This window comes from Lysinibacillus piscis, assembly GCF_026012395.1.
Classification (GTDB): Bacteria; Bacillota; Bacilli; order Bacillales_A; family Planococcaceae; genus Lysinibacillus; species Lysinibacillus piscis.
Genome location: NZ_BRZA01000007.1, coordinates 16,134 through 42,571, shown reverse-complemented (window position 1 = coordinate 42,571; position 26,438 = coordinate 16,134). Strand labels below are relative to the sequence as shown.

Genomic DNA, 26,438 nt, shown 5'->3' with positions numbered 1-26,438 from the left:
CATGCTATATGGGCTTTCTATCAAGCCATTTATAACCGATTCCCCATACTGTTTGTAAATAATCATCTACAGGAAAATCATTTTTGCGCAATTTATCACGTAAGTTGCGGACATGTGAATCAATTGTGCGATCCTCAATAAAGGCATCGTACCCCCACACGACATTCATTAAATGTTCCCGTGAAAATACTTTATTAGGATGCTCCAAAAATAATACGAGCATGGCAAATTCCTTAGGTGTTAACGCAATGGGCTGTTGTTGAAAGGTCACTTCAAATGACTCTTTATCTATGCCTAATCCCTCAAATAGCAGCATCGTTTCCTGTGCTTTTGTTCTTCGTAACACCGCTTGGATACGTGCTAACAATTCCTCCTCATCAAAGGGCTTTAAAATATAATCATCTGCACCTATATTTAAGCCTTTGATAATATCTGTTTGTTCCGCTCTTGCAGTCAGCATAATAATAGGCACATCTGAAAAACGCCTAATTTCCTGACAAGTTTGCCAGCCATCCATTTCGGGCATCATAATATCCAAAAGCACTAAATCGATATGTTGTTCTCTTAAACAGGTGAGAGCTTCTGTAACAGATGGTGTTGCTATACATCGAAATGTGTGCTCTAAATAAAGTGTTAACAGTTCGAGCATGCGTGGTTCATCATCAATTAACAATAATGTCTTCATCGGTTGCTCCTTTAAATAATAATTCAAATGTTGTACCTTTGTTTACTTCACTATCAACACGTATTTCTCCTCCATGTGCATACACAAGCTCTTTGACGATTGCTAAGCCAAGTCCAGAACCTCCCAATGCACGAGTACGTGACTTTTCTACTCGATAAAAGCGCTCAAAAATATAAGGCAAGTCCTTTTGCGGAATACCTTTTCCTGTATCTGAAACGATTATTTTTAATGCATTTCTCTCTCTTTGAACAGAAACGAGCGTTTTATCTCCATGGCTACAATAAATTAAGGCATTATTTAAAAGATTGAGCATCATTTGCTCTAACCTCGCTGGGTCCATCTGCCATGTTACACCTGCTTCACAATCAACAATAAAATCTATTTGTTTTTCATGAAACGCTGGGCTTAGCTTTGCTGCTATTGTCGTAAAAAATGTAGACAAATCAATTGGCTCTTTATGAATGACAAACGAATTTTCATCCATTTTTGCTAAATCAAATAAATCTTTAATTAAATGAGAAAGTCTATCTGTCTCCTCCACAATGATTCCTAAATATTTTTGACGCTCTTCTGTCGCCAGCTCGCGTTTGGCAAGGATGTCTGTATAGCCCTTTATAAAGGTTAAGGGTGTTCTCAATTCATGTGCAATACTTGATAAAAATTCTCCCCGTTCTTGCTTTAAGTGCTGCAAATCATCAGATAAAAACTGAATGGCATTCGCAAGATCACTTAATTCATCCCTCCCTTGCCTAGAAAGCGCCACTGTAAAATCACCATTCCCTATTTTTAACGTAGCTTCCTTCATGTCAATTAATGGGCGAGCCAATTTTTTAGATAATAAAACAATGACAATCATCGTGACTATACCTGAAACAATACCCACGATTAAAAAATGCTTGTTTAAACGTGCCATTAAGGTATGAATGGAAGCTGTATCTTGAAACATTATCATATAGCCAATTACCTGTTGCGCTTTATGAACTGGACTAATTGTTGCAATATAGGCCTTTTCCTTCCAATTGCTCTCTAACACCTGTCCTTCATAAGGGATTGTTTTCTTCTGTTGCTTTATATACGCTGTTACGTCCACATCTAAATTTGAACTTGCAAGTATCGTACCGCTATTATCAATAATCATCACATCTGTATCGCTCACTGATTCCATTAATACAATATGGGCTAATGTCGGTGCATCGAAATTTTGCTCTGCTATCATTCGATGTGCATTGCCTCGTGCTTGTAAGCTAGCTAATTCCTCTGCTACCCTCGAATTAGCTAACGAAGTATGTAAAAAAAGCATCATAAATGTCTCAATACAAAATAGCGTAATAAAAAAAATAATGCCTAATTTTACTGAAAGTTTTCGCATATACACAACCGCCTTTTCAGATGTCACCACATTATAGCCTGAAATTTTGCAGATTTCATGCAATTAAATACAAAACTGAATATTTGAAAATCATATCACCATTCACTTATAATCAAAGCAAATGAATATGGTTGTACATAATGAGGAAATGAGGTTTGAGCATGGATGTAAAATACCCGATTGGTCAATTGCAAGTTCCTGAACAAGTAACAGTTGAAAATGTGAAACAGTGGTTAAAGGAAATTGAAATATATACAGCTCAACTTAGAGAAATGGTCGGTACATTAAGTGCTGCCGAATTAGAGAAAACGTATCGTGAAGGCGCATGGACAGTTCGTCAACTTGTTCATCATATTGCAGATTCACAGTTAAATATGTATCAACGCTTGAAGCTTGCTTTAACAGATGACAATCCAACAGTACCAGCGTTTGATGAGGAAAAGTGGGCAATTCAGCCAGATACCGAGTTACCTGTAGAAAGCTCTATTCAAATGCTAGAAGGTATCAATGCACGCATCGTCTCTTTAGGACAAAGTTTAACAGAAGAGCAATTAAACCGTGTTTTTACACATCAAATAAACGGAGAAATACCTGTTTCTACAAAAATAGCAAAATTAGCTTGGCATGAAGCACATCACTTAGCTCATATAAAAATCGCATTAGCTAACTGATACAAAAAAACCGTCCTCTTTATTGTAGAAATAAGGGGACGATTTAGTATGTTTTTCCTGTTAAATATCTACAGCTTTTTTGAACCATACTGATGTCTACTCTCAAAAAGAAAGGCAATACTACCTTTTTAAGAGCCTGTTAGTCAAGCTATAGCGCTGTTGTTGCTCTTGGCCGCCCATACTGAGAATTTACTTTATGGATTGAGCGATCTCATTTTTTATTGTGGTTAGCTATAACGTACTTCTATTAAACGTACTTTTTCACCCAGCTCAAGAAGTTATCAATCACCATATCAAGGAATTTCACAGTACCTTCATCCGTTAAATTACCTGTTTGATCGAATTTTGTGTGTACTGCGCCAATATAAACATCATTGCCACTTAATTGTGGTGAGTTTACACCAGCTGAGAATAAAATATCACGTAAATGCAATTGTGCTTTTACTGTGCCTAAATTCCCCATAGATGCACCCATAATAAAGGACGGTTTGCCAATCATCACTTTGTCTACACGTGATAGCCAGTCAATAGCATTCACCATAACGCCTGGAACTGTCCCATTGTATTCAGGTGTAATCCATAAGACTGCATCTGCCGCTTTTACCTTTGCTTTAAAATCAATAACTGTCTGTGGTGGTTCATTTTCGTTATCTTGATTGTACATTGGTAAATCCTTCAAACTTGCGATTTCTACCTCTATTTTTTCAGCATAACGCTTTTGAATAAACTGTGCTAACTGCATATTATATGATTTTTCGCGGATACTCCCTACAATTGCTACTACTTTCATGATAGTGCCTCCTCATTAATAATAAGTTGTAAATTCTTCAACTGGCTTACGATAGCCTCTCAAACGACGACTACTTTCTTTTTCCTTACCAATCGTAATCATCAATACAATTTCCTGTGTCGCTGGTACATTGAATAGGGCACGCATTTGCTGCTGGTCAAAGCCAATCATCGGACATGTATCCCAGCCACGGTTTTTAGCCGCTAACATAAATAACATAGCTGATAGTGAAGCATTGCGCACAGCCTCGGCTACCATAAATTCCTCGCCACGTTCCTTGTAAAACTGGGTATTTTCCTCTACTAAGGCATCAAGCTCACAATCTGTAATAATCCCTAAGTCAACCATTCCTTGATTTAAGGCTGCTGTATCCTTATATGCCTCTTTATCGCCTAACACAAGAATCACACCTGAAGCTGAATGTACTTTGTATTGACCATATGCCGCTTCTCTTACTTTTTCCTTCATTTCCTCATTTAATACAACAATGTAATGAGCATGTTGCAAATTGAATGCTGATGGCGCAAGCTTTACATCCTCCAAAATTGGTCGAATATCATCTTCAGTCATGTGAACATCTTTGATAAAATTATTAGCGGAGCGTCGTTTATCAATTAGCTTTGTAAACTCCATTTACAGCACCTCATTCATACTCTTTTTCAAATGTAATTGTACTTCTTGTTGTATCAATTGGTCGAACTAATTGCTCAATTTGTTGACGTTTTGGCTCTAAAAATGGTGGCAATGATAGCTTTTCACCTAATGTTTCGTATGGCTCATCTCCCATAAATCCAGGACCATCTGTAGCAAATTCAAACAAAATCTGTGGTGCTACTCGTGCATATAAGGATTCAAAGAAATGACGATTTACATAGCCTGATGTATGGAAGCCTATTTGCTCTAATCGTTCTGTCCATTCATCTAATACAGCACGATTCTCTACACGGAAGGCTACATGATGCACTGTACCAAAGCCTTGTCTTGCTGCTGGTAAAATTGTGTTATGTTCAACAATTACTTGTGCACCATTACCACCCTCTCCTACTTCAAATAAATGAAAATCTCCCTCACTCGCAATTTCTTTGAAAAGTAATGCCTTTTCAAGCACCTCTTTAAAATAGCCAAAGTCTGCTACACGAACAAATATCGGTCCTAAGCCTGTAATAGCAAACTCCAACGGAACTGGTCCGTTCTGCCATGGTGTGCCTGATGCAATCCCTTCATTATATTCATCTGAAATTAATTGATAGTGTTGATCATCAAAATCTACAAATGACAATGTTTTTTTGCCAAATCGCTCTTGAATACCAGTATGCTTTACTTGTAAGCGATCAAAGCGTTTCACCCAATAATCTAATGCTGCATCACTTGGCACACGGAATGATGTTTTCGCAATTTCATTTGTACCATGCATACCTTTTGGTATATTAGGGAAATCAAAAAATGTCATGTCTGTTCCTGCATTTCCTTTATCATCTGCAAAGAATAAATGATATGTTTGAATATCATCTTGATTCACTGTTTTCTTTACTAAACGCATGCCTAATACATACGTAAAGAATTTATAATTTTCCTCTGCACTACTTGTAATAGCTGTTACGTGATGAATACCTTTTAAATGATTCATAATAATATGCCTCCTAGTTTTTTAAATTTCTTCTGTATGAAAGCTTACTTTTTTCAATGCTAACATCATTGTGTTCAGCTCTTTTTTTTCTAATACTTCAAATATCCTATCTATGATTTGTACATGCTCTGGAAAAATAGCATCCATTAGTTGCCGCCCTTCCACCGTCAATACGATATATGTCACACGGCGATCATTCGGGCAAGCATGACGATATACAAAGCGTTTTTGCTCCAATTTATCAATAACATAGGTAATGCTACTACTTGCCAATAATACTTTTTTGCAGATGGTCTGCACAGGTTGCTCTCCATGGTGGTATAAAAATTCAAGCACGGAAAACTCACTTGGATTCAAATCGTAGCGTAATAAATCTTTCCTCACGACATCTTGAATGGTTTGTGAGGCTTGGAACAAAATAGTGAAGGCTTTTAAACTTTGATGATTCTGCTCCATTTCAATCACTCGTTTCATTATCTCGAATTAAATTATCTCTAATTCGAGATAATAATAACATAGAAATTTATCTTTTGCAATTTATTTAACCAATATATTTTAAAAGGGCTGTCGAGCAAGTCAGACAAAATCTGGCTTGTTCGCAGCCCCCTTTCATACTATTTAATAATATCTATAGTCACTGTTCTCTAAATATTTACTATTTGCTAAACGTAAGATAGATACAGCTAAATCTGCATACGTAATACTACCTGTTGCATTAAAGTTGTTTTGTGGCGCATCCATTAAGCCCAGTGCTCCTGCTAGCGCTACATAGCCTGTATATGCTGGGTCAACAGTACTTGCATCTGCAAAGTTCAGTTTATAAATATCGCTATGTTTTGCTGCATTTTCTAAATTTAACACACGAATATACCATACAGCTAATTCTTGGCGAGTTAACGGTGCATCCACCGCAAATTGCTCAGCAGGTGATAGTAATTTCATTTTCACTGCTTGCTCTACAACTTTATACAATGGATGATTTTTATCAACATTGCTAAATGTCGGCTTGCTTTGTTCATCATTTGCACCATAATAGCCATATCCAACAGCATTTAAAAGAATTTTTAATGCTTCTCCTTTTGTCACGTTCGCATCTGCATTAAATTTACTAACATCTTTTACTTCCAATATGTTACGGTTCAATAAATAGTTTAATTCGTCTGCAGCAGTTGGGTGTGAAATCACTGGCTTTTCTTTGTCCATATCCACTAACCATTCACCAGTAACCGCGTCTATTCTATTTTCTAAGCTACCATTAAAAGTTGATACATAAACAAGGTCATAATGCTGATTATCTTTTGTGTCTTGTTTTTCATATTGTAGCTGTAATTTAAGTGTTTCACGATATAGTTCCTTGGCCTTCTCCGCTTCAATCACTTTATTCACAGCAGGCCAGCTATCAATTTTCTGTGTATTGCCATACATAGAGTATATCGCACCATCTGCACCAACAGATACCATTAAATCATCTCCCTCAACAATAATGCCATTCATGACACGTGGGAATGCAAACTGATATTGTTGGCTGTATTTATCATATGTCACTTCATTAATAGGTTTTGCATAATTACTCAATTTTGATGGCGACCATTCCTTTAAATACTCAATTGCTTTTGCTAAAGCAGCTTCCTTTGAAATCGGTGATGCTACATTACCTGATTTCGTAAATTCTCGACGTAAATCATAGAAATGCACAATCTCTCCTGTTGCTTTATCTATTTCGAAGGATGTACTTGTTGTACCATTTCCATATGTGTAGGAATAACTAACAGAATAGATAGTATTGCCGTTTTCATTTTCTCGTTCATCAATCATGTCAATTTGGAACTCAACATCTTTATGTTCTTCTCCAACTTTTAAGAAGGCTTTCGCTAATGCTTCTACCTCTGCCAAAGTCATGTTGCTTTTTCTTGGTGCTAATGATTCTTTAGACAGCTTTTCAATTGTTTTGGCTTTAGGTACTTGTGAAACAAAACCATTTGGCGTTTTCCATTGCCCTGTGAGTGCCTGTACACCATTAAAGCCAATTGCTGGTGCATATACAAGTCTTACGATACGCTCATCTGTTTTAAAATCGTAGTCAAGCATATAACGTAACTCTACTGCCATATTATCTTGTACTGCTGGCAATATTTCCGTTACTTCTTTTTTCTTACTCGTATCATCGAATGTCGCTTTTTGCATAGGCTCTATATTACGATTCATAGATACTACTTCACCATTTGCTAATACAGAAAACGCAATCATTTGATCAGCAATTGGCACACCATTTTGAGTCACATCATAAATAAATGAGTACGTCTGTGGCTCAGAAAGAAGTCGCCCACCATAATAATTATACTCCCAAAATTCTTTATTCTCTCTTAACTTGAAATTATCAATTTTCAAGACCTTTTTCAAAAAGTCTTGTGTTGCTTTTTTAGCATCTTCCTCTGAATATTTTAATGGGTAGATTGCTTCTTCTCCAGCTAGTGGACGATAATAGAAGTTTTCTAGCTCCAACTTATCCCCCTTAAATGTGAAATTACCATGGGCCTCTTTACCATCTACACTTTTATTAAAACCTAATTCATAGCGTATTGTTTTGTCATCTGTATAATAATGTCCACGACCTGTATAAAAATCATCATCTGTTAAGAAATCAAACTTCTCTGGGAACAATGCACGTAACTGTTTAATCAATGTGCTTTTTGTGACTTTACTTTCATCTGTTAAAGCAATCTCAATTCGCTCTGAAGTATCTTTACCATTTGCAGATGCCTGTAATGTTGGTGTAAACGCTCCTACTGTTAATGCTGCTGAAGCTAGAACGATTCCTAAATTTTTGAATTTCACCAGTATATCCCTCCAAAACTACTATTTTACCAACAATTATAATATACAAAATATGAAATAGGAAACAATATCCCCAAATATTTTTCTATATTCTAAAAATTTAGGAGATTTTATTTTTTAGCTATATCAAAATTCGCACCAAGCAATAGCCAATTTTGCGGAAATGGTAAACCTAGCTTCCAATAGCCAATGCCTCTTAACTGATAACGCTTGATTAAATTGAATTTTGCCTGAATCGAACGAGCATCTTCAAACCAAACAATATGTGCTCTCCCTTGCTCATCATAGTATTCAAAAAAAGGCGCTTGTGCTCGCTCGTCATACTGAATTGCTGCATGATATTTTTTGGCTATCTCAATCGCTCTTTGTGGACTCACTGCTTCAGCAATTGGTCCCCCTTGTACAAAGGGCAATGTCCAATCATAGCCATATAAATTTTGACCAAGCAATATTTTATGTGGCGGAATTTCGCTCACTGCATATTTAACAACTGCCTCGACCTCTGGAAGTGGAGATACTGCCATAGGAGGCCCTGCTGAATATCCCCATTCATATGTCATCAGTAAAACAAAGTCTACAATTTCTCCATGTGCTTTATAATCATGTGCCCCTGTCCATTGACCTGTCGTATCATCTTTTGTTTTAGGTGCTAATGCTGTGGATACAGTAAAGCCTTCTGGATGGAATCGCTCGACAGCTCTCTTTAAAAAGCGATTATAGGCTTGACGCTGGTCAGGCGGTAAACTTTCAAAGTCAAAATGAATATCGCGTACATGACCTAAGCGTTTTGCTTCCTCCACAATATTATCGAATAAAATATCCTGTACAGCTCTACTTTGAAAGATATCTCTTGCTAGCTCTCCACTAAAGCTGAAATTCTCTAAATTAGACACAACCATAGCAATAACAGCACCTGTATCACTCATAATTTTTGCTACACCTTGACTTGGTGGAACCTTTAATGTACCATCCCTTTTTGCTTCATAGCTAAACAGTGCTAAATACGTTAAATATGGAGCAGCTTCCCTCGTTTGATTTAACAGTGCCTCGCTGACCCTCTCTCCTCGCGGTTCAAGATAAGCTAGTGTTTGTGCAGGGGTTTTTGGTAATGGTGGGATATACAAACGCATCCCTACCACTAACATTTGATTCGGATTTATACCATTTATTTGTGCAAGTGTCATATAGTTAATGCCAAAACGCTGTCCAATTGACCATAGACTATCTCCAGGTTGCACATAGTAAAAGCTCCCGACAATCGGTATAACAAGTGCTTGCCCAACAACAAGCTGATTCGGATCTGGAATTTGATTGGCGTCCACAATACTTTGCACTGTTGTCCCATAGGCTTGTGCAATTCCCCATAGTGAATCTCCTGCTCGCACAACATGTATTTGAATAGCAGTGCCTCCTTTTTTGAATTGATACGCTCGTTTATCGTATGAAATGGCAATTTTTTTTATGCTCTTCTTCAAAATTACGGCAAGCTTACTGTATAACCTTTCACATAGTTTAAAGTGAAACATTTTGTAGGAAATAAGATTTTATCATTAGCACAAATAAAGCTCTGAGCAAATTTATCTTGTATTAAAAGGCTGTAAAAACCAGATTGAAAGCTCCCTTTATTTTTCAAAGCCAGCATATCTTAGCGTAATTGATTCAGTATAGGCATTTGTTACTTGCACTATTCAATAAAGTTAGTATTTTCAGATATTTTTCCCAGTTCTTAAGGACTAAAAATCATAGCAATTTTAAATACTGAAGTAGTAAAAACAGTATTTTTTCAACATTACGAATCGCGTTACTAGGTGTTATAGTTATAAAGTGGTAAAGTATATATTTTTAAAATCTATGAATCTCCCCTGAATTAACCAGTTATTAACAAATATACTTTATCATTTATTATGTTCTTTTTGTTATACTTGTAAGCTTAATACTATTAGGAGGATGCTACATGGCCAAAAGACAACTATCTATCAGCAAGAAATTAACCATTATAACTGTTAGTGTCTTATTATTATTCGGAATCGTTTCTTCTGCTATATCTTATTTCACAGTAAGAAACAGTAATTTAAAAGATATGGACAGTTCTTTAGCAGACAAAGGGATGATTTTAGCTAAAACTATTAATCAAAAAACACTGCAATCTGCTCTCAAAGATCCAAATGCAAGCAATCCAGATGTTCTCCAGCTAACAAAAGAGATGGATTCTATTAATGAGCATTCTGAAATCATTACGAATCTATACATTATAACCGTGGATGGCGATAACATTCACGCTCCTGTTATGTCATCTACCATCCTTGACCTTGGCGCTGAGTACAATCAAGATATGCGTCAAATGGGTATTTCTGAAGACTTTCTTGCACGAATTACAGAAGTTTTTGAAACAAAGAAAAATACAGCCACTGCTACATATACTGACTCATTTGGTAGCTTTAAAACAGGCTTAGCCCCAATTTTAGATGAGAATGGGAATATTGTAGCAGCTTATGCGATTGACTATAATGTTTCCATCGTTACGACGAAAGCGATGTTTGAAGCATTGTGGATGCTATTAGTCACAGCTATTTTTCTTATTATCTCCTCTCTAGTTGTCTATACACTATTGAGCAAAAAATTAGCACCTATTCAACAGCTCTCCCAACAATCGAAAAAGGTTGCTGAAGGAAATTTAGAGCTAGAACCATTGCCTGTAACATCAAAAGATGAATTTGGTATACTGACACACAACTTTAATTCGATGATTGACAGTCTAAAAACGGTTATTAAAAGCGCGTCAACGGCTTCAGCTCGTGTAGCGGATACAGCTACCGTTATCTCTACGAATATGCTTGATGCTACTGATTCTCATAATCGAGTGACTTCATCGATGCAAGAAATTGCTAGTGGTGCTGACTTACAGGCACAAAAAGCACAGGACAGCGCTCAAACAATTGAAGAAATGAGTATTGGTATTCAACGTTTAGCCCTTACATCAAACCAAATTTCAGAAGCTTCCATCATTGCTTCAGAGGAAGCTGAAAAAGGAAATTTATCTACTACTAAATCGGTAGCACAAATGAATGCGATTAGCCAAGCCGTTAATCAATCCTCTACCTTTGTGAAAATGCTAGGGGAGCATTCTGAAAAAATTGAAGAAATTGTTGGGATTATTACAGGTATTGCTTCTCAAACGAACCTACTAGCATTGAATGCAGCTATAGAAGCAGCCCGTGCTGGCGAAGCGGGTAGTGGCTTTGCTGTCGTAGCAGACGAAGTGCGCAAACTAGCGGAGCAATCTGAAACATCTGCTCGAGAAATTTCAACATTGATCTCACGTATCCAGCATGATACAAATGAATCTGTTACTGTAATGACGCGTGCTGTTGAAGAAGTAGATAGTGGTATTATCATGATTAATGACTCTGAACAATCATTTAGCCAAATCCTAAGTTCCATTCATCATGTGACAGGACAAATGCAGGAGCTATCAGCCACTATCGAAGAAATGGCAGCAGGTATGGAAGAAGTTACATCTACAGTAAAAGAAACAGAAGCCTTTTCTATCCAATCACGAAACATGACAAATACAGTTGCAGAAGCCACAGCATCACAGCATGATATGATGTCCAAAGTTTCTGAAGAAGCACAGGCATTGTCAGATCTCTCTGATGAACTGTTAAATGTTGTTAACACATTTATCGTGAAGTAACATTCATTTTTATGAAAAAGGCATGTCCTTTTACTAATCATTTAAAAGAGCCATATCTTGAAGTTGCAAGATATGGCTCTTTATAAAATAGGAGCTGTTACGTGTGACGACGAAACAAAAATTAGCATTTATTACACAATTATTAAATGAAGAAGATCAAGTAATCTACCAACGATTAAATCAAACAACTGCTTTTTATCATAAAGAGCAAACAATTCCCGATGCCTTTTATCATGCAGCCCACCAATATGCAGATCGCATTGCATTATCCTTTGAAGACCGTACATTAACCTATCGTCAATTGAATGAGCAGTCTAACCAAATTGCTCATATGTTAGTGAAACATGGCTTAAAAAAGGGCGATTATGTAGCACTTATCATGGAGCGTAGCATAGAAACCGTTATTAGTTTACTTGGCATTTTAAAAGCGGGTGGTGTTTATATTCCTATCGATCCAACCTATCCAAAAGAACGTTGCCATTATTTATTGAACGACACCTGTGCGCCATTTATTTTGACAAAGGAGGAGCATTTGCCTTTATTAGCTGACTACGCACAGCCTTGTACGACATTGTCATTCAATCAAGTAGAACTGTCTCTTTCAACGGCTGATTTTTCAAGTACCGTGCAACCAACTGATTTAGCTTATATTATTTATACCTCTGGCTCTACAGGTAAGCCAAAAGGTGTCATGCTCAAACATGAGGCAGTCATTAATTTAATTACTGATAATCAACGAATTTATCAAACGACTGAACAAGATGTGTTTTCGCAATTCATTTCGTATAGCTTTGATCCATCTGTTACAGAAACGTTTACTGCTCTTTTTTCAGGTGCACGTCTACACCTACTAACAAGTATTGAGCGTATCTCTGTAGAAGCATTTGCAGATAGAATATCACTAGAGCATATTACAACAGCTACTGTACCAAACGCTTTTTTCACACAGCTTGCTACATATTTGCCTGAAGAATATAAGGACAAGCTAGCATCTCTGCGCTATATAGCTGTAGGTGGTGAAGCCTTATTACCTGCTGTTGTTCAAAAATGGCACGAAAAATTCGGCACAACAACAGAGATTGTCAATGTTTATGGACCTACTGAATGTACAGTGCTGTCCTCCTACTATAAAGTCGACTGGTCCATCACCTATCCTCAAAAGAGCATCCCTATTGGTAAACCTATTGCCAATTATGAGATGTATGTTATCAATGACAATCAGCAACTATGCCCCGTCAATACAGCGGGAGAACTCTATATTGCGGGGATTGGTTTAGCAGCAGGTTATTTACATCAACCCGAAAAAACAAGTGAAGCCTTTGTTCCACATCTGTTAAAGGACAATCAACTGATGTATCGAACTGGTGATATTGTACGTTTATTGCCAGATGGCATGATTGAATTTGTCGGACGCAAAGATTCACAAATTAAAGTACGAGGTTTCCGTATTGAGCTAGGTGAAATTGAAGCGGTACTTAGTAGCCATCCTCACATTGAAGAAGTCGTTGTACTCGCTAAAAAAATGGCGGATGGCATTAATCGTTTATATGCTTATTATACTGGTACAGTGGAACACGATATTATTCGTACGTATCTTGGGCAGCGTTTACCTGACTATATGGTGCCTGATCATTTTTTGACATTACAGGAGATGCCTTTAGCACCTACTGGTAAAATAGACCGTAAATACCTAGCAACTCTTCCTATAGATGTATCATCTGATCGAACATACGATGCACCTGAAAATGAACAGCAGCAATTATTAGCAAATGCTTGGTCATCTGTATTAGGCATTGAACGTGTCGGTATTCACGATAATTTCTTCCATATTGGTGGACACTCACTGAAAGTGTTAGAAATTTTAGCACTCGTCAAAAAACATATACCCACTTTAAAAATACAGGATTTCTTCCAATATCCTACGATTTCGGGATTGGATAAATATTTGCAACAGCATAAATCAGAAGCAGTAGCAGCATCACCAAAACATATGATATTGAAGGAATTAATGGAGCCAGAAGCCTTTGGTACGCCTCTTACTGTAAAATCCTTACCTATGAGGAATGTTCTTCTGACTGGTGCAACAGGCTATTTAGGTAGTCATATACTATATGAACTTTTACTATCTACAGATGCACATATTTATTGTCTTGTCCGTTCTAATAGTTCTGTATCAATAGATGAAAAATTAAGAACTAGCATGCAATTTTACTTCGATGATGATATGAAATCGTTATTCTCAAATCGTCTAACCATCGTAGAAGGAGATTTAGGGCAGGAGAAACTTGGTTTATCATTAGCAGATGAGCAACTGTTGGCAACAGCCATTGACACGATTATCCATTGCGGAGCTGATGTACGACATTTCGGTGCTGCTCAGCATTTTACAGATGTTAATGTAGAAGGCACTCGCTATTTACTAGAGCTTGCCAAATGCAGACAAGGAATTCATTTTCATTACGTATCAACGATGGGTATCCCTGAGGAGCTTGCAGCACATCATGAGGAAGATGAGGACTTTAACTATGATATACAGCTTGATAATGTGTATACGCAAAGTAAACTAACAGCTGAAAATCTTGTTCGCCATGCAATGAATGAACAAATTCCTGCCACGATTTATCGTGTAGGTAACTTATCGTGTCATTCGGAAACAGGAAAATTCCAACGTAATATTGACGATAATGCCTTTTATCGTATGATGAAATCCATGTTAGCTTTAGGTAAAACACCAAGTGCTAATTGGCATGTTGATTTTACACCAATTGATTATGCTAGTAAGGCACTTGTCACATTGGCTAATCAACTACCATCACCCGGGCAAATATTCCATTTGTGCAACCCTATTCAACTACCATATAGTGAATTATTAGAAATAATAGAGGAATTAGGCTACAACTTAGATATTATGACTGCCACTGACTATACAGAATGGCTACTACATGGACAGCTTTCTAGAGAAGTCCAGCAATATTTACCTTTGGCTATCGCACAATTAGAAGGTGATGGTGCTAGTGATTCACCTTTTGTCTTTAACTGCCGTACAACACAAGCCTTTTTGGCATCTACTGATGTTCGTTGTGTTGCTCCAAACGTGTCCTATATTCATCGCATGCTTCAATACGGCATAGACATTGGATATTTCCCTAAACCAATGCCTATTGAAATACTATGATTCATGTTTGGGCATTGCCACTTGGTACAGAGTTAACACCATCAGAATGGATGTATTTTTATACGCAGCTCCCCTCTGACGAGCAACTAGCCATCGATCAGTACCGATTGTGGCAAGATCGTCAGCGTGCATTGCTTGGGCGTATTTTAATCAGATGGGCATTACGGCAACAGCTGAACATACCCATTATACAAATTATTCGTAGTGCAAATGGACGTCCTTTTGCGGCAGACTGGCAGGGAGATTTTAATCTTTCTCATTCTGGTGAATGGCTTGTGGTTGCTCTGACAGATAGAGGGCATGTCGGCATTGATGTAGAGCAAATTCGTCCTGTCTCTTCGGAGGTTTTATCTTATCTTTTATCAGACCGAGAACAACAAACAGAGAATTATTTACGTTTATTTTATGAACGTTGGACATTACAGGAAGCTCGTTTTAAAGCAGGCGTACTCGATGTCGCTACGAAATTAATTTATCTGGACGAAGAACATCCTGTCTCTATCTGTTGGTATCCAAAGCAGTTCACAGTGAATATCACAGTCATTAATACACAGCAACTTATATAACAGTGTGAAGAAATTGTTGAAAAAGGTTCTGAGCCTGCCTTCCAGCAATTTATCGACGTAATTTTGTCGATTGTCTACGAATCCTTTCTTCGCTTGAATAAAGCTTCTCTCAACACTATAAAGCCGCCTCACATAAATGTGTGAAGCGGCTTTTTGCTTTTATTTGAATAAATCAGGATACATTTCTTTTGCTAAAGCTTCCATACCATCAATTGTACTATAGCCATAACCAAACATATAGTTGTAATCTACAATATACAGTTGTTTATTTTTAATAGCCTTCATACTTGATAATTTAGGATTTGCATAGATTGCATCACGTACTGGTATTAAATCTGAACCATCCCAATTTGGTAAAATTAACACATCTGGGTCTGTTGCAATTAATGTTTCAATGCTGACATCCCCTTTTTCCTCTTTAAAGACATTATCTAATTTCACCATCGTAAATGCATCATTAAAGAATGTTTCGCCGTTTGCGGGATATATATATAATTCTTTCGGATCATTTGTATGTAGGTATGCAAATGTTTTGTGCTCTTTAATGCTGTCTAATTTACCTGCAATTGTTTTTTGTTTTTCTTTTAATTCTTTAATAAACGCATCTGCCTTATCTTGCACTTCAAAAATTTCACCTAGATTTTTGATATCTTTATATACTGACTCATATGTTCCACCTGTCACAGATGATTCTAATACATATGTTTTAACACCCATATCATTTAATGAATCAACCGTACCTACACCCCATTCTGCATTATCAAATAAGCCACCACGACCAAATACTAAGTCAGGATTTGTTCCTAATGTTACCTCTTTCCCAACATAATCTGAACTTAAAATCGGAAGTTTTGCATATTCTGTTGCAACTGATTCATCTACTGCACCAAAGTCAGCGCCAACCCCAACAATTTTATCGCCTAAGCCTAAATGTAATAATAATTCTGCCGCTGGACGTGTATTTGCCATAATACGTTCAGGTGCTTTATCGAAAGTTTGCTCTTTTTTATCCCATTGCTCGCTACCTTCAGCTTTTGCAAAGTTTTCGATTGTTAGTGGGTAATGAGCTGCCTCTTTATCCCCCGTTTTTTCTGTATCTGTTTTAGTCGTTGAGCCACAAGCTGCTAGCATTAACATTGTAGCCAAGCCCACTCCAAGTAATAATTTCTTCTTCATCCTCTGTTCCTCCTAAAATCCGTATGCAAAACTTAAGCCCTTTGTGACAGGGTTCGTAAATGTTTGGCATTTTATTTGATATAAATCTTCAATTATTTCGGGTGTTAGCACTTCTTCGGGTACACCATGCGCATGAATTTCACCATCTTTGATCGCATAAAGATAGTCGCAGTAATGTGCGGCCATTTCTAAATCGTGAAGCGCTGCTAATACACCAATATTTAAATCTTTTACACATGATAAAATTTCAATTTGATAACGAATGTCTAAATGATTCGTCGGCTCATCTAAAATCATAAATTGAGGCTGCTGTGCAATCGTTCTCGCCAAAATCACACGTTGTTTTTCTCCACCTGATAGCGATAAATAACTACGCTCTTTATAATGAAGTAAATTTGTACGTGCAAGTGCCTCTTCTACAATTTCGTAATCCTTTTGTGTATCGGACTCCAACATTCCCTTATGTGGTGTTCTTCCTAGCATGACCATCTGATGTACTGTGAGATCAAAATGCATTTCATTAAATTGACCTACCACACCTAGTCGCTGTGATACTTTCTTTTCAGATGATTTCAATACATCTAAGTCATCCAAAAAAACGGTTCCCTGCTGTGGTGTAAGGCTTTTATAAATACTTTTTAACAAAGTTGACTTTCCGCATCCATTTGGTCCGATTAAGCCCACAAATTGACGCTTTTTCACATGAACCGAAGCATTTTTCACAATTTCCTTTTTGCCGATTTTTACAGCCATATCCTTTGCAAGTAATTCCATTGTTTTACCCTCCGAAGTTATACCCTTTTTTCACAATCATATAGATGAATAATGGTGAACCAATAACAGATGTAATAATCCCTATGGGCAATTCAATATTGTCAATTAATGTCCTTGATAAAATATCTGCCCAAATCATGAAAAGTGCACCTAAAAGTAATGTCCCTAACATCAATCGCTTATGATCCGCACCGAAAATACCTCTTGTAATATGCGGAATAATCAAACCAACAAAGCCAATCATACCTGCATACGCAACCATTGTTCCTGCAATTAGCGAAGTTAGCACCATATACAGCTTTCGATAAACACTTAGATTAATACCTAGTGTTATAGCTGATTCATCACCTAGCAACATGGTATTTAATATTCGATGTTGGAAGAGGAATAATGCTGAACCAAGCACAACGACAATCGTTAAAATGGGTGTTTTATCCCAACTTGCAGATGCTAAGCTCCCCATTGACCAAAATGTTACAGCTTTAATGGCATCCGTGTTTTTCGCAAAAAAGATAAGTAAGCTAGAAAACGAGCTACATAGCGCACCTATGACAACGCCTGATAGTACTAGCTTAATAGATGTTGCCTTACCACCAATACTGGATAATAAGAGAACAGCCATAGATGTAAGCATTGCACCTGTAAAGGCACCAAACGCAACACCAAATTGTGATAATAATGCACTACCACCAAAGCCAACTAGGATGGCAAATGTTGCACCTAATGTAGCACCAGAGGAAATCCCTAAAATATAAGGATCGGCAAGTGGATTTTGTACAATCGCTTGCATCACAACTCCACATAAAGCAAGCCCCATACCTATTAACAAGGCAAAAATCACACGTGGCATCCGCACTTGTAAAATAATATTGTGATACGATTCATTTTGTATATGATCAAGTGAACCGACCTTCCCATTTGTTATAACGTTCAACAGAATGTCCATTGATTGTTTAAACGGAATACTCACCTGTCCGATTGATACGGACAATACAGCAGAGAGTAAAATAGCGCCGATTAATAGCAAAATCATGACATAATACATGTTGCCCATTTTCTTCCTATTACTAGTATTCAAAATGTCACCTCTACCTATCAATTAATGATAACGATTATCATTTTCATTTTGTATTGTAATAGATAATATGTAGAAACACAATAGGCAATTTTAAATTTTTGCAGACAAAAAGAAGCGCTCCTATTTCATGTAGAAACACTTCTTTGCTAGATATATCGTGTTAAATTTTTATATTGATTGCCGAGCTATCGCTATTTTGGCTAGGTATCTCACTCATTCTATTAGTCGATTCTTCATCCTCAGACAATTGCTCATACTCCTCAGGGTCCTCTTTTTCGATACGCAATGTCAATGATTTCCCATAAAGTGCAGGATCATGCTCAAGTAAATAGTGATGGTCTTTCGATGGTACTTTATCACCAGCTGTAATACGTCTCGCAATTTCTAAGCATGTAGTATAGATTTTAAAGGCATCCTTCTCCGCCTCCATTTGTTTCTTAGATGCTTCCATTTCTCTTTTGAGCTGCTCTGCCTGCTGTTCTTGCCTTTTTAATTCCTGCTCTAGCTGTTGCCGCTTTTTCAATTGCTTGTCATCATCTGTTGCTTTTAGTCGCGGTCTTGTTAGTTTTAACGAATTATCTACAGCACGCTCATTCATCACACGCATATATACTCCTCCTTTGCCAAGAGTTGTCTTACTCTATTATTCGGTCAAATTGTTCATAATGTTAGGAAAATGTATGTTAAAAGCATAAAGTACAATTTTGTTTGGAACCGCTGAAGTGAACTCTCAATAGATTCCTTTTCCATCTCGATACAGAGAATTAAGTTACACCTGTTAAATAATAATAGTAATTTTTATAAATTTTTGGACTATATTGATTAAATTTTAGCAGGTAGATTGCTGATAAATTAGGTCAATTTAATAATATATTTTTTATTACGTTATCCTAGAACTATATAAAAAATAATCCACCCTTCATCAAGTTAACAGTTGATAAGAGTTGGATTATTTTTATTCTATTTTAATTCATTATACTTTTGTCTATCTAACGCAGCAGCCTCATTATTCCCTAGCTTTTGATGAACATACGCTCGATTATTGTAGGTAGTTGCGTAATTTGGATTCAACTCAATTGCCTTTGTATAATCCTTCAATGCCTCGTCATACTTCATTAAATTCTTATATACAACCCCTCGATTATTGTAAAGACCGGCATCCTCTGGTTTTAACTCAATTGCCTTTGCATAATCTTTCAATGCTTCATCATATTTTTCTAACTTCCTAGACACAATTCCTCGATTATTGTAAGCATCTACATCATCTGGATTTAGCTCAATTGCCTTTGTATAGTCCTCCAATGCCTCATCGTATTCCTTTAAATCATCATATATACTTCCTCGATTATAATAAGCTCGTGCATAATTTGGGTTTAGCTCAATTGCCTTTGTGTAGTCCTCCAATGCCTCATCATACTTCTCTAACTTCTTATATACAATCCCACGATTATTATAAGCCTTCGCATAATTAGGATTTAACTCAATTACCTTGGTGTAATTTTCCAATGCTTCGTCATATTTCCCTAAATCATCATATGCAACACCTCGATTGTTATAAGCAACTGCATAGTTTGGGCGAAGTTCAATTACCTTGGTATAATCTACGATAGAACCTTCATAATTTTGAAGCTTCCTATTTATCAAACCTCGTTTAAAATAAAATTGTACATCATTTTCATCTTTTACAATTTGATTTAAAGCATCAAGTGCCTTGTCATATTCCTTTAATTCATACAAAATATCTGCTTTTAATTCATCTAATTCCAATACACTACCATACTTAGTCAACAAATTCTCTAATACTGCTAGCGCTTCTTTATATTGCTTATCTACCATTAAATTTTTCACATCATCAATAGCTTCTTGGAGCTTTATCTCATCACCAATAACATCTACCATTCCATCCTCAGATATGACCACAATAACACTTCGATCCTTTAGATTATCTAAATTTTGATATCTAATAGCAGAATTATATCTAGCACCTCTTGAACTATTACCTTTATCTGCTACAGCCTTGCCATCCAATATCATGCCGATAGCATAGCATGTACATTCCGTATCTAAGTAAATGGCACCATCAATACTTGTTAAACGCTCGATTAATAATGCCTTATCATTATTAGGTACATCCTTCGCAAAATCTAAAACGTTTATTTGCATTCCCTGACCAGATAATCTATCCATTTCAGCTTCAGCAATACTTGGCTCTGTGATCACAACCATTGTGCCCTTTTTCTGATTTGCGGCTAGCCTTACAATTTCAAGCATATTTTCTAACTCATTTTTATGCTCTTTGTCATATGTATCAAAAGTGTTCTTTAAAACACGTCTAAGTTTTTTTTCAGGAAATTCACTGTCTGTTAAAAATAAATTTTTATGCTTAAAGCCGATAATAAGCTGTTGTTCATAAGTCCATCTTATATCTTCAATTGTTGCATGTGATGAATCAATCATTTTTTTGACAAAATCAATGGAGCTAATTTTATAATAAGATGTATTTAAAAAATCAATGACTAAGATTTTATCTTCAATTTTTTGCGCTTTGTAAAATTGCTTTAACCTTCCTAGACCATAAATTTCCTGATGATTCCCTATTACAAAAATATCTTGCCCTGAAAGCTCCAGCATCTTTCTCACTTTTCTATATTCTGTATAAGGAATAGGTTTATGTAATTCAACCATAAAATGAATGAAGGTATCTTTATAGCTGTCATTAATAACAATTAATTTCGCATTTACCTTTGCCCCTTCATAATGCATAGTGGAAATAACATCAAGATGTTTAAGCGATAAAGAATTAGTTGGTTCCTCCTCCTGCTCTCCCTCTTGTATAGTTAGAACTAGTTTTTCGAAAAATTTATTGACGATATAGCTAAGCTGAATATTTATATCTTCTGTCTTTAATTTCTTTACTTTTTTTACTATAATTCCATATTCTATTAAGTTAATTCTCTTTAAAATATAATCTAATAAAAAATGAATGAAAACATACTGATTTTTGATACCATTCTTCGAGTAATCAATAATATTTTTCGGAAGTCCGTGTACTTGAATATAAATAGAGATATCGTCAGCTTCAATTTGAAAAGTATCATGGTACTCTAAAATGCTATAAATATCACTTTCACCCAGTACTGAACGTTTCTCCTCGTCTACCTCTTCTTGAAGCTGCTCACTTTTTCCATCTTTCAATACTTCTACATTTACTTTCATCGTCCCGTCAATTTCTTTTATATACAGCTCCAATAATTTTTCAAGCTCAACTTCTAATTCATGAAAATTATTCATTAGTCAAATCTACCTCCTTATTCTCTTTAATTTACATATATTTAGTACTTATCTTTAATTATACATATAAAAAACCACTTCTCAAATTAGTTTTTAAGAAGTGGTCATTAGTAGGAAGAATTTCATTTTAATTTCATTGTATAGCGGTATTTTTGATACTCTTTATCCAAAAATATCATCGTTTCCTCACTGTTTTTGTAAAAAGCAGTCCAATTATTTTTTTGTAGTTCCTCCTCCCATATTGGAGATGCTTGCACTTTGGCTAATAATTGGCTCCATTGTTCCCGCTCCTCGTCATTCATCTCTCCTGTCCCCATTACCCCTCGCCAGTGCGGAAATACAACATCAACACCTTCCTCCCTCCATGTTGGGATAGTAGGAAGCTGCTCTAGCCGTTTAGGTGATGAAATGCCAATAATACGAATTTGCTTATTTTCAGCAAGTACCGCTGATTGAGAAGAAGAAAGCGAAGCAGCTACAATTTCTCCTGAATTCAGTGCCTGCAACAAATCATTGCTGTTTGCATATTGGAAAAAGCGTAATGTTGCCGCAGCAATTTGCTGTGTACGAGCAGCTTGTATAAAGGAAATTTGATCGTCATTGCCGAACTGTATTTCAATGCCAATCGGATATTGAGCTGGTTCCATTTTGAGCTTGTGCATTAAATCTTGAATGGAGGTAATGGACGAATGATTCGAAACAACAATTGCCTGCCATTCACTTGCCATTGTAGCAAGTGGTGTAAACTCTTCATAATGAAGCTTACTATGCCCAAGTAACTCATTTGTTAGTAAAAGGCTAGATGTCATAGCAACAGTGCTACTAGAGGATTCATTCAAACGCAACCAGCCTTGCTCTCCGCCATTTCCCTCTTCATAGACAATGTTGACATTGCCATTTACAAGCTTTTCTTTTTCAATTACCGTCTTAATAGAAGTAGCAAGGGCATCCCAACCACCATTTGGAGAGCTCGGCACAATCAATGTCAACTCTTTTTCGGACAGGGGTGTATCAGTTGGAACGCAACCAGCTATAAAGCCGATGAATAAGCAAATCATTAACTTTTTCAATCATTCACCCCTCCAGCTATAGCTTAAAATAACGACGCTCTGGACGTCCGACAATTCCATATTCATGCACCACACGACAAGCACCTATTGTCACCAAATATTCAAGATAACGGCGGGCTGTTGTTCGAGAAGCACCCATTTTTGCACCCATTTCTTCAATGGAAATACCTGATTCAATCGTTTTCATCAAGTCCGACACATGTGTAAGTGTGACACTATCAATCCCTGTCGGCAGGGATGTATTAGACAAAGTTGGTGACACTGCTTCCGAAAAATAGGCATCCACTACATCTTGTGTCACATGGCTCGTTTCAGATAAAAGCTGTTTTTTCTTTTTATAATTCATCAACACAGATGTAAATTTTTGCAATGATACTGGTTTGATTAAATAATGAAAAACGCCATAGCGAAGCGCCTCCTGTAGCATTTCTTTTTCAGAGGCAGCGGTAATCATAATAACATCAGTCTGTGGAAAGCGCTCTTTGATAATCGGTAGAAGCTCTGTTCCAAGCTGATCAGGCATATAAATGTCTAGCAATAGTATATCCACTGGCTCTCTATCCAGATGCTCCAATGTTTCTGCCCCATTTAATGCTTTCCAGATAAGTGTAAATCCCTCTAGTTGCTGCAAAAAGCCTTCCTGTATGCTAGCAATGCGAAAATCATCTTCAGCGATCGCAACACGTATCACGTTAAGCTTCCCCCTTTTTAGGTATATAAATGGTGAAAATCGTGCCGTTTGGTTCATTTGGTAGCACCTCTATCATGCCCCCGAAAGAATCCACTGCTTCTTTGACATTAAATAAGCCATAGCCACGATGCTCTCCTTTTTTGGACCAGCCTTTTTCAAATAGCAACTGCACCCTATTTTCATCAACACCATGTCCGTTATCTGCTACTTCAATAATGAGTGTTGGACTAGCATCTGTGATTAAAAAAGTAACACTTGGTTCCTCCGATTCTTTTACTGCATCAAAGGCATTATCGATAAGATTGCTGATGACCGTCAGCAATAAATGCACATCAATCGTTGGTGGTACAGCCGATAGTGTGCTTTCTGGCTCAATAGAAAAAGCAATTTTACGCTCAGATGCCTTTGCTGTTTTACCAAGTAGAACAGCCTGTATAAAATCATCCTTAATTTGTCTGAATACAATATGCTGGTGCACAGTGATAGTATCCACTTCTTTTTGAATGAAATCCAATGCAGCATCATGGCGATTTAGTTGTAAAAGTCCAGAGAGCACATATAGCTTATTCATAAATTCATGGGTCTGAGCGCGTAGTTCATCTGAATAGAGTCGCATTTCATCGATCGTCCGCTTATACATAGCAGCCATTTTCACAGGTTCAAAGCCGAGTGTATCTGCGAGAATACTTTTTGTCAGCCATAGTCCACCAATAACGCCTATGAAAAGGGCAAAAGCTGCTGCAACTAAAATATCACTCATTTGTGAAGCAGTTTGAACGGCAATAGACTGCTTGGAAAATTCAACTGAAACAGTACCAACGACTTCGGTATAATTTTCAACAATACGTAAAATAGGTGCCTTACCAATGATTGCCTTCCCGTCAGTTCCCTGCTCTTCAACGATATACGTTCCACCATATATAAGAGAACGACTGTCAGACTCCTGTAAAGATATAACAGATTCATGCGTAGAGAGTATAACCCCATTTCGCCCTGCAATAGTAATCGACTGTGCTGCAGTGCGTTTTCGTATTTGCTCTAAAATGGATTGCAGCGTATCTTGATCTGCCTGTCCATTTAAAAAAGCAATGGTCTCTGGCATAAAAGACAAGGTTTGTGCGGTTTGCAAAGACAGTTTTTCAGCCTGCCCAGACGTTTCACGCGCTTGAATAAAGTAAAAAACGGCAGACATACCCGCAACAATGAAAAAAAGCAGTGAAAATACGAGAATAAAAATTTTTGTCCGCAATGTAATCGTTTTTTTGCTCATAAAGGCTCCCCATCTCTGCTTTATACTAAATTGTACGAAAAAATATATCGAAATAAAAGAAAAATTCCCGAATGTAAAATATCCGGGAATGGTTAATTAAAGTGAAATAACACCAAGTAGCACTGCAACAATCGTCATAACAACAGATGTACCAACCGTCCATAAAATTGTAAAACGCTGATACTGACCAAAGTCAACCTTTGCCATACCAACAAGTAAATAGGTGGATGCAACAAGTGGGCTAAGTAAATGAACAGGCTGCCCAAGTAAAGAGGCACGTCCAAGCTCTACTGCACTAATACCATAATTTGATGCTGCTTCTGCAATAATTGGTAGTACACCAAAATAATAAGCATCATTAGACATGAAAAATGTAAATGGCATACTTGTAAGAGCTGTAATAACTGGTAAATGAGGTCCCATTGAATCCGGAATAATGGCGACAAGACTATTAGCCATCGCACCTACCATTTCCGTACCCGATAAAATACCTGTAAAAATTCCAGCCGCAAAAACCAGTGATACAACGGCAAGTACATTGCCAGCATGTGCAGCAATTCGCTCTTTTTGATGCATAACATTTGGATAGTTGATTGTAATAGCGACAGCAAATGCAAGCATGAACAAAATCGCTAACGGCATAACACCTAAAATCAGTAATACCATAAGTGTAATCGTTAAAAGGAAGTTCACCCATAGTAACTTTGGACGCTTCCATTGCATATTCTCATCAGCTGTCACTTCATCTCCCAATACCATACCATGTTCATTTTTACCAATCGCTACAGGCATTGTGTCGATGGATAAAATACCAAGACGTTTTCGCTCCATTCTTCCCATCCAGTAAGCTGCAAGAATCACCCATATAGCGCCACCTATCATAACAGGGATGAGTGGATTAAATAGCTCGTGCATATCAAGACTTAATGCACTAGCAGCCCGTGCAGTTGGGCCTCCCCAAGGTGTTAAATTCGTGACACCTACCGCCATTAACGCAACTGCTGGCAAAATAAGTGGATTCATCTTTAAACGCTGATAAAGTGGAAACATAGCAGAAATCGTAATCATATACGTTGTTGTCCCATCACCATCAAGGGAAACAATTGTCGCTAATACCGCTGTACCGACTACTATTTTCATCGGATCTCCCTTCACAGCCTTCAAAATCTTCCCAACAACTGGATCAAATAAACCAGCATCAATCATAACGCCAAAATACAAAATAGCAAACATTAGCATAACGCCAGTTGGTGCTAGATTTTTAATCCCCTCTAGTGCCATATCACCAAGAGTAGAGCCAAAACCAGCAAAAATAGCAAACGCTGCTGGTACAATCATCAGTGCGATTAATGCAGAAAGTCTTCCACTCATAATTAAATACATAAATGTAGCTACCATGGCAAAACCAAGAATGGCAAGCATCGTCATTGTGAAACACCCCTCTTCACTTTTTGAAAGCGCTTTATTAAAATTAATTTAACGAATTTTGAAAAAAATCGCTATAAAATGAAAAATAAAAACGTTTTATTCTTAAAGTGAATTGTGTTCATAAAAACCACATACGGATTTAGCCATTTTTAAGTATTAAAAAACCACCTCTCATCAAGTATTAGACATGATGAGAAGTGGTAGTTGCTTTGCATTTTAATTGTGCGTAACACTACTTCATAAAAGAA

21 protein-coding genes are annotated in these 26,438 nt (G+C 36.9%); 4 read left to right on the top strand and 17 right to left on the bottom strand.

Annotated features, from left to right (window positions below):
• Positions 1-4: 4 nt before the first annotated feature.
• Together OPF91_RS17135 and OPF91_RS17130 are read right to left on the bottom strand one after the other, a co-directional pair.
• Positions 5-685 carry a response regulator transcription factor gene (locus OPF91_RS17135; RefSeq protein ID WP_264990145.1) on the bottom strand — a complete coding sequence of 227 codons (681 nt, stop codon included), beginning with the start codon at positions 683-685 and terminating at the stop codon, positions 5-7.
• Positions 663-2,054: a sensor histidine kinase gene (locus tag OPF91_RS17130; RefSeq protein ID WP_264990144.1), complete on the bottom strand. Its 1,392-nt coding sequence runs from the start codon at positions 2,052-2,054 to the stop codon at positions 663-665. Before OPF91_RS17130 ends, OPF91_RS17135 begins: the two co-directional genes overlap by 23 nt.
• 161 nt (positions 2,055-2,215) lie before the next feature.
• Between OPF91_RS17130 and OPF91_RS17125 the strand changes: the two genes are divergently transcribed.
• Positions 2,216-2,725 carry a YfiT family bacillithiol transferase gene (locus OPF91_RS17125; RefSeq protein WP_264990143.1) on the top strand — a complete coding sequence of 170 codons (510 nt, stop codon included), beginning with the start codon at positions 2,216-2,218 and terminating at the stop codon, positions 2,723-2,725.
• Positions 2,726-2,972: 247 nt separating this feature from the next.
• On the opposite strand, the gene OPF91_RS17120 is transcribed toward OPF91_RS17125, so the two are convergent.
• The 6 genes from OPF91_RS17120 to OPF91_RS17095 form a co-directional block, all read right to left on the bottom strand.
• On the bottom strand, positions 2,973-3,515 hold the full coding sequence (locus OPF91_RS17120; protein ID WP_264990142.1) for an NADPH-dependent FMN reductase: 543 nt from the start codon (positions 3,513-3,515) through the stop codon (positions 2,973-2,975).
• Positions 3,516-3,530: 15 nt separating this feature from the next.
• Positions 3,531-4,148: a nitroreductase family protein gene (locus OPF91_RS17115; protein WP_264990141.1), complete on the bottom strand. Its 618-nt coding sequence runs from the start codon at positions 4,146-4,148 to the stop codon at positions 3,531-3,533.
• A 10-nt stretch (positions 4,149-4,158) separates the two neighbouring features.
• Positions 4,159-5,142: a ring-cleaving dioxygenase gene (locus tag OPF91_RS17110; protein WP_264990140.1), complete on the bottom strand. Its 984-nt coding sequence runs from the start codon at positions 5,140-5,142 to the stop codon at positions 4,159-4,161.
• 21 nt (positions 5,143-5,163) lie between these two features.
• Positions 5,164-5,598 carry a MarR family winged helix-turn-helix transcriptional regulator gene (locus OPF91_RS17105; protein WP_264990139.1) on the bottom strand — a complete coding sequence of 145 codons (435 nt, stop codon included), beginning with the start codon at positions 5,596-5,598 and terminating at the stop codon, positions 5,164-5,166.
• A gap of 162 nt (positions 5,599-5,760) precedes the next feature.
• On the bottom strand, positions 5,761-7,977 hold the full coding sequence (locus OPF91_RS17100; RefSeq protein ID WP_264990138.1) for a YcdB/YcdC domain-containing protein: 2,217 nt from the start codon (positions 7,975-7,977) through the stop codon (positions 5,761-5,763).
• 110 nt (positions 7,978-8,087) lie between these two features.
• On the bottom strand, positions 8,088-9,377 hold the full coding sequence (locus tag OPF91_RS17095) for a glycoside hydrolase family 18 protein (RefSeq protein ID WP_264990186.1): 1,290 nt from the start codon (positions 9,375-9,377) through the stop codon (positions 8,088-8,090).
• A 554-nt stretch (positions 9,378-9,931) separates the two neighbouring features.
• Here OPF91_RS17095 and OPF91_RS17090 point away from each other — a divergent pair.
• From OPF91_RS17090 to OPF91_RS17080, 3 genes are all read left to right on the top strand, one after another.
• Positions 9,932-11,671, top strand: a complete 1,740-nt coding sequence (locus tag OPF91_RS17090) for a methyl-accepting chemotaxis protein (RefSeq protein WP_264990137.1) — start codon at positions 9,932-9,934, stop codon at positions 11,669-11,671.
• A 103-nt stretch (positions 11,672-11,774) separates the two neighbouring features.
• Positions 11,775-14,846, top strand: a complete 3,072-nt coding sequence (locus tag OPF91_RS17085) for a non-ribosomal peptide synthetase family protein (protein WP_264990136.1) — start codon at positions 11,775-11,777, stop codon at positions 14,844-14,846.
• Positions 14,843-15,412, top strand: coding sequence for a 4'-phosphopantetheinyl transferase family protein (locus OPF91_RS17080; protein WP_264990135.1), 570 nt, complete (start codon positions 14,843-14,845; stop codon positions 15,410-15,412). Before OPF91_RS17085 ends, OPF91_RS17080 begins: the two co-directional genes overlap by 4 nt.
• 159 nt (positions 15,413-15,571) lie before the next feature.
• Here the strand turns inward: OPF91_RS17080 and OPF91_RS17075 are convergent, their stop codons facing one another.
• The 9 genes from OPF91_RS17075 to OPF91_RS17035 form a co-directional block, all read right to left on the bottom strand.
• Positions 15,572-16,588, bottom strand: coding sequence for an ABC transporter substrate-binding protein (locus OPF91_RS17075; protein WP_264990134.1), 1,017 nt, complete (start codon positions 16,586-16,588; stop codon positions 15,572-15,574).
• A 12-nt stretch (positions 16,589-16,600) separates the two neighbouring features.
• On the bottom strand, positions 16,601-17,362 hold the full coding sequence (locus OPF91_RS17070; protein ID WP_264990133.1) for an ABC transporter ATP-binding protein: 762 nt from the start codon (positions 17,360-17,362) through the stop codon (positions 16,601-16,603).
• Between the two features lie 4 nt (positions 17,363-17,366).
• Positions 17,367-18,416 (bottom strand): FecCD family ABC transporter permease, encoded by a 1,050-nt coding sequence (locus OPF91_RS17065; RefSeq protein ID WP_264990185.1) that lies wholly within the window; start codon positions 18,414-18,416, stop codon positions 17,367-17,369.
• Positions 18,417-18,600: 184 nt separating this feature from the next.
• On the bottom strand, positions 18,601-19,047 hold the full coding sequence (locus tag OPF91_RS17060) for a hypothetical protein (RefSeq protein WP_264990132.1): 447 nt from the start codon (positions 19,045-19,047) through the stop codon (positions 18,601-18,603).
• A 353-nt stretch (positions 19,048-19,400) separates the two neighbouring features.
• Entirely contained in the window at positions 19,401-21,731 is a 2,331-nt protein-coding gene (locus OPF91_RS17055; protein ID WP_264990131.1) for a tetratricopeptide repeat protein, read from the bottom strand.
• A 122-nt stretch (positions 21,732-21,853) separates the two neighbouring features.
• Positions 21,854-22,801 carry a tripartite tricarboxylate transporter substrate-binding protein gene (locus tag OPF91_RS17050; RefSeq protein ID WP_264990130.1) on the bottom strand — a complete coding sequence of 316 codons (948 nt, stop codon included), beginning with the start codon at positions 22,799-22,801 and terminating at the stop codon, positions 21,854-21,856.
• Positions 22,802-22,817: 16 nt separating this feature from the next.
• Positions 22,818-23,492 (bottom strand): response regulator, encoded by a 675-nt coding sequence (locus tag OPF91_RS17045; RefSeq protein ID WP_264990129.1) that lies wholly within the window; start codon positions 23,490-23,492, stop codon positions 22,818-22,820.
• Between the two features lies 1 nt (position 23,493).
• A complete protein-coding gene (locus tag OPF91_RS17040) occupies positions 23,494-24,762 on the bottom strand; it encodes a sensor histidine kinase (RefSeq protein ID WP_264990128.1) in 1,269 nt (422 codons plus the stop codon).
• A gap of 96 nt (positions 24,763-24,858) precedes the next feature.
• Entirely contained in the window at positions 24,859-26,184 is a 1,326-nt protein-coding gene (locus OPF91_RS17035) for a CitMHS family transporter (protein WP_264990184.1), read from the bottom strand.
• Positions 26,185-26,438: the final 254 nt, after the last annotated feature.

Coding starts and splice junctions, on each gene's coding strand:
- OPF91_RS17035 (WP_264990184.1), bottom strand. CDS start 26,184: ATGCTTGCCATTCTTGGTTTTGCCATGGTAGCTACATTTATGTATTTA.
- OPF91_RS17090 (WP_264990137.1), top strand. CDS start 9,932: ATGGCCAAAAGACAACTATCTATCAGCAAGAAATTAACCATTATAACT.
- OPF91_RS17110 (WP_264990140.1), bottom strand. CDS start 5,142: ATGAATCATTTAAAAGGTATTCATCACGTAACAGCTATTACAAGTAGT.
- OPF91_RS17135 (WP_264990145.1), bottom strand. CDS start 685: ATGAAGACATTATTGTTAATTGATGATGAACCACGCATGCTCGAACTG.
- OPF91_RS17060 (WP_264990132.1), bottom strand. CDS start 19,047: ATGCGTGTGATGAATGAGCGTGCTGTAGATAATTCGTTAAAACTAACA.
- OPF91_RS17080 (WP_264990135.1), top strand. CDS start 14,843: ATGATTCATGTTTGGGCATTGCCACTTGGTACAGAGTTAACACCATCA.
- OPF91_RS17075 (WP_264990134.1), bottom strand. CDS start 16,588: ATGAAGAAGAAATTATTACTTGGAGTGGGCTTGGCTACAATGTTAATG.
- OPF91_RS17040 (WP_264990128.1), bottom strand. CDS start 24,762: ATGAGCAAAAAAACGATTACATTGCGGACAAAAATTTTTATTCTCGTA.
- OPF91_RS17070 (WP_264990133.1), bottom strand. CDS start 17,362: ATGGAATTACTTGCAAAGGATATGGCTGTAAAAATCGGCAAAAAGGAA.
- OPF91_RS17065 (WP_264990185.1), bottom strand. CDS start 18,416: ATGGGCAACATGTATTATGTCATGATTTTGCTATTAATCGGCGCTATT.
- OPF91_RS17130 (WP_264990144.1), bottom strand. CDS start 2,054: ATGCGAAAACTTTCAGTAAAATTAGGCATTATTTTTTTTATTACGCTA.
- OPF91_RS17115 (WP_264990141.1), bottom strand. CDS start 4,148: ATGGAGTTTACAAAGCTAATTGATAAACGACGCTCCGCTAATAATTTT.
- OPF91_RS17125 (WP_264990143.1), top strand. CDS start 2,216: ATGGATGTAAAATACCCGATTGGTCAATTGCAAGTTCCTGAACAAGTA.
- OPF91_RS17105 (WP_264990139.1), bottom strand. CDS start 5,598: ATGGAGCAGAATCATCAAAGTTTAAAAGCCTTCACTATTTTGTTCCAA.
- OPF91_RS17055 (WP_264990131.1), bottom strand. CDS start 21,731: ATGAATAATTTTCATGAATTAGAAGTTGAGCTTGAAAAATTATTGGAG.
- OPF91_RS17120 (WP_264990142.1), bottom strand. CDS start 3,515: ATGAAAGTAGTAGCAATTGTAGGGAGTATCCGCGAAAAATCATATAAT.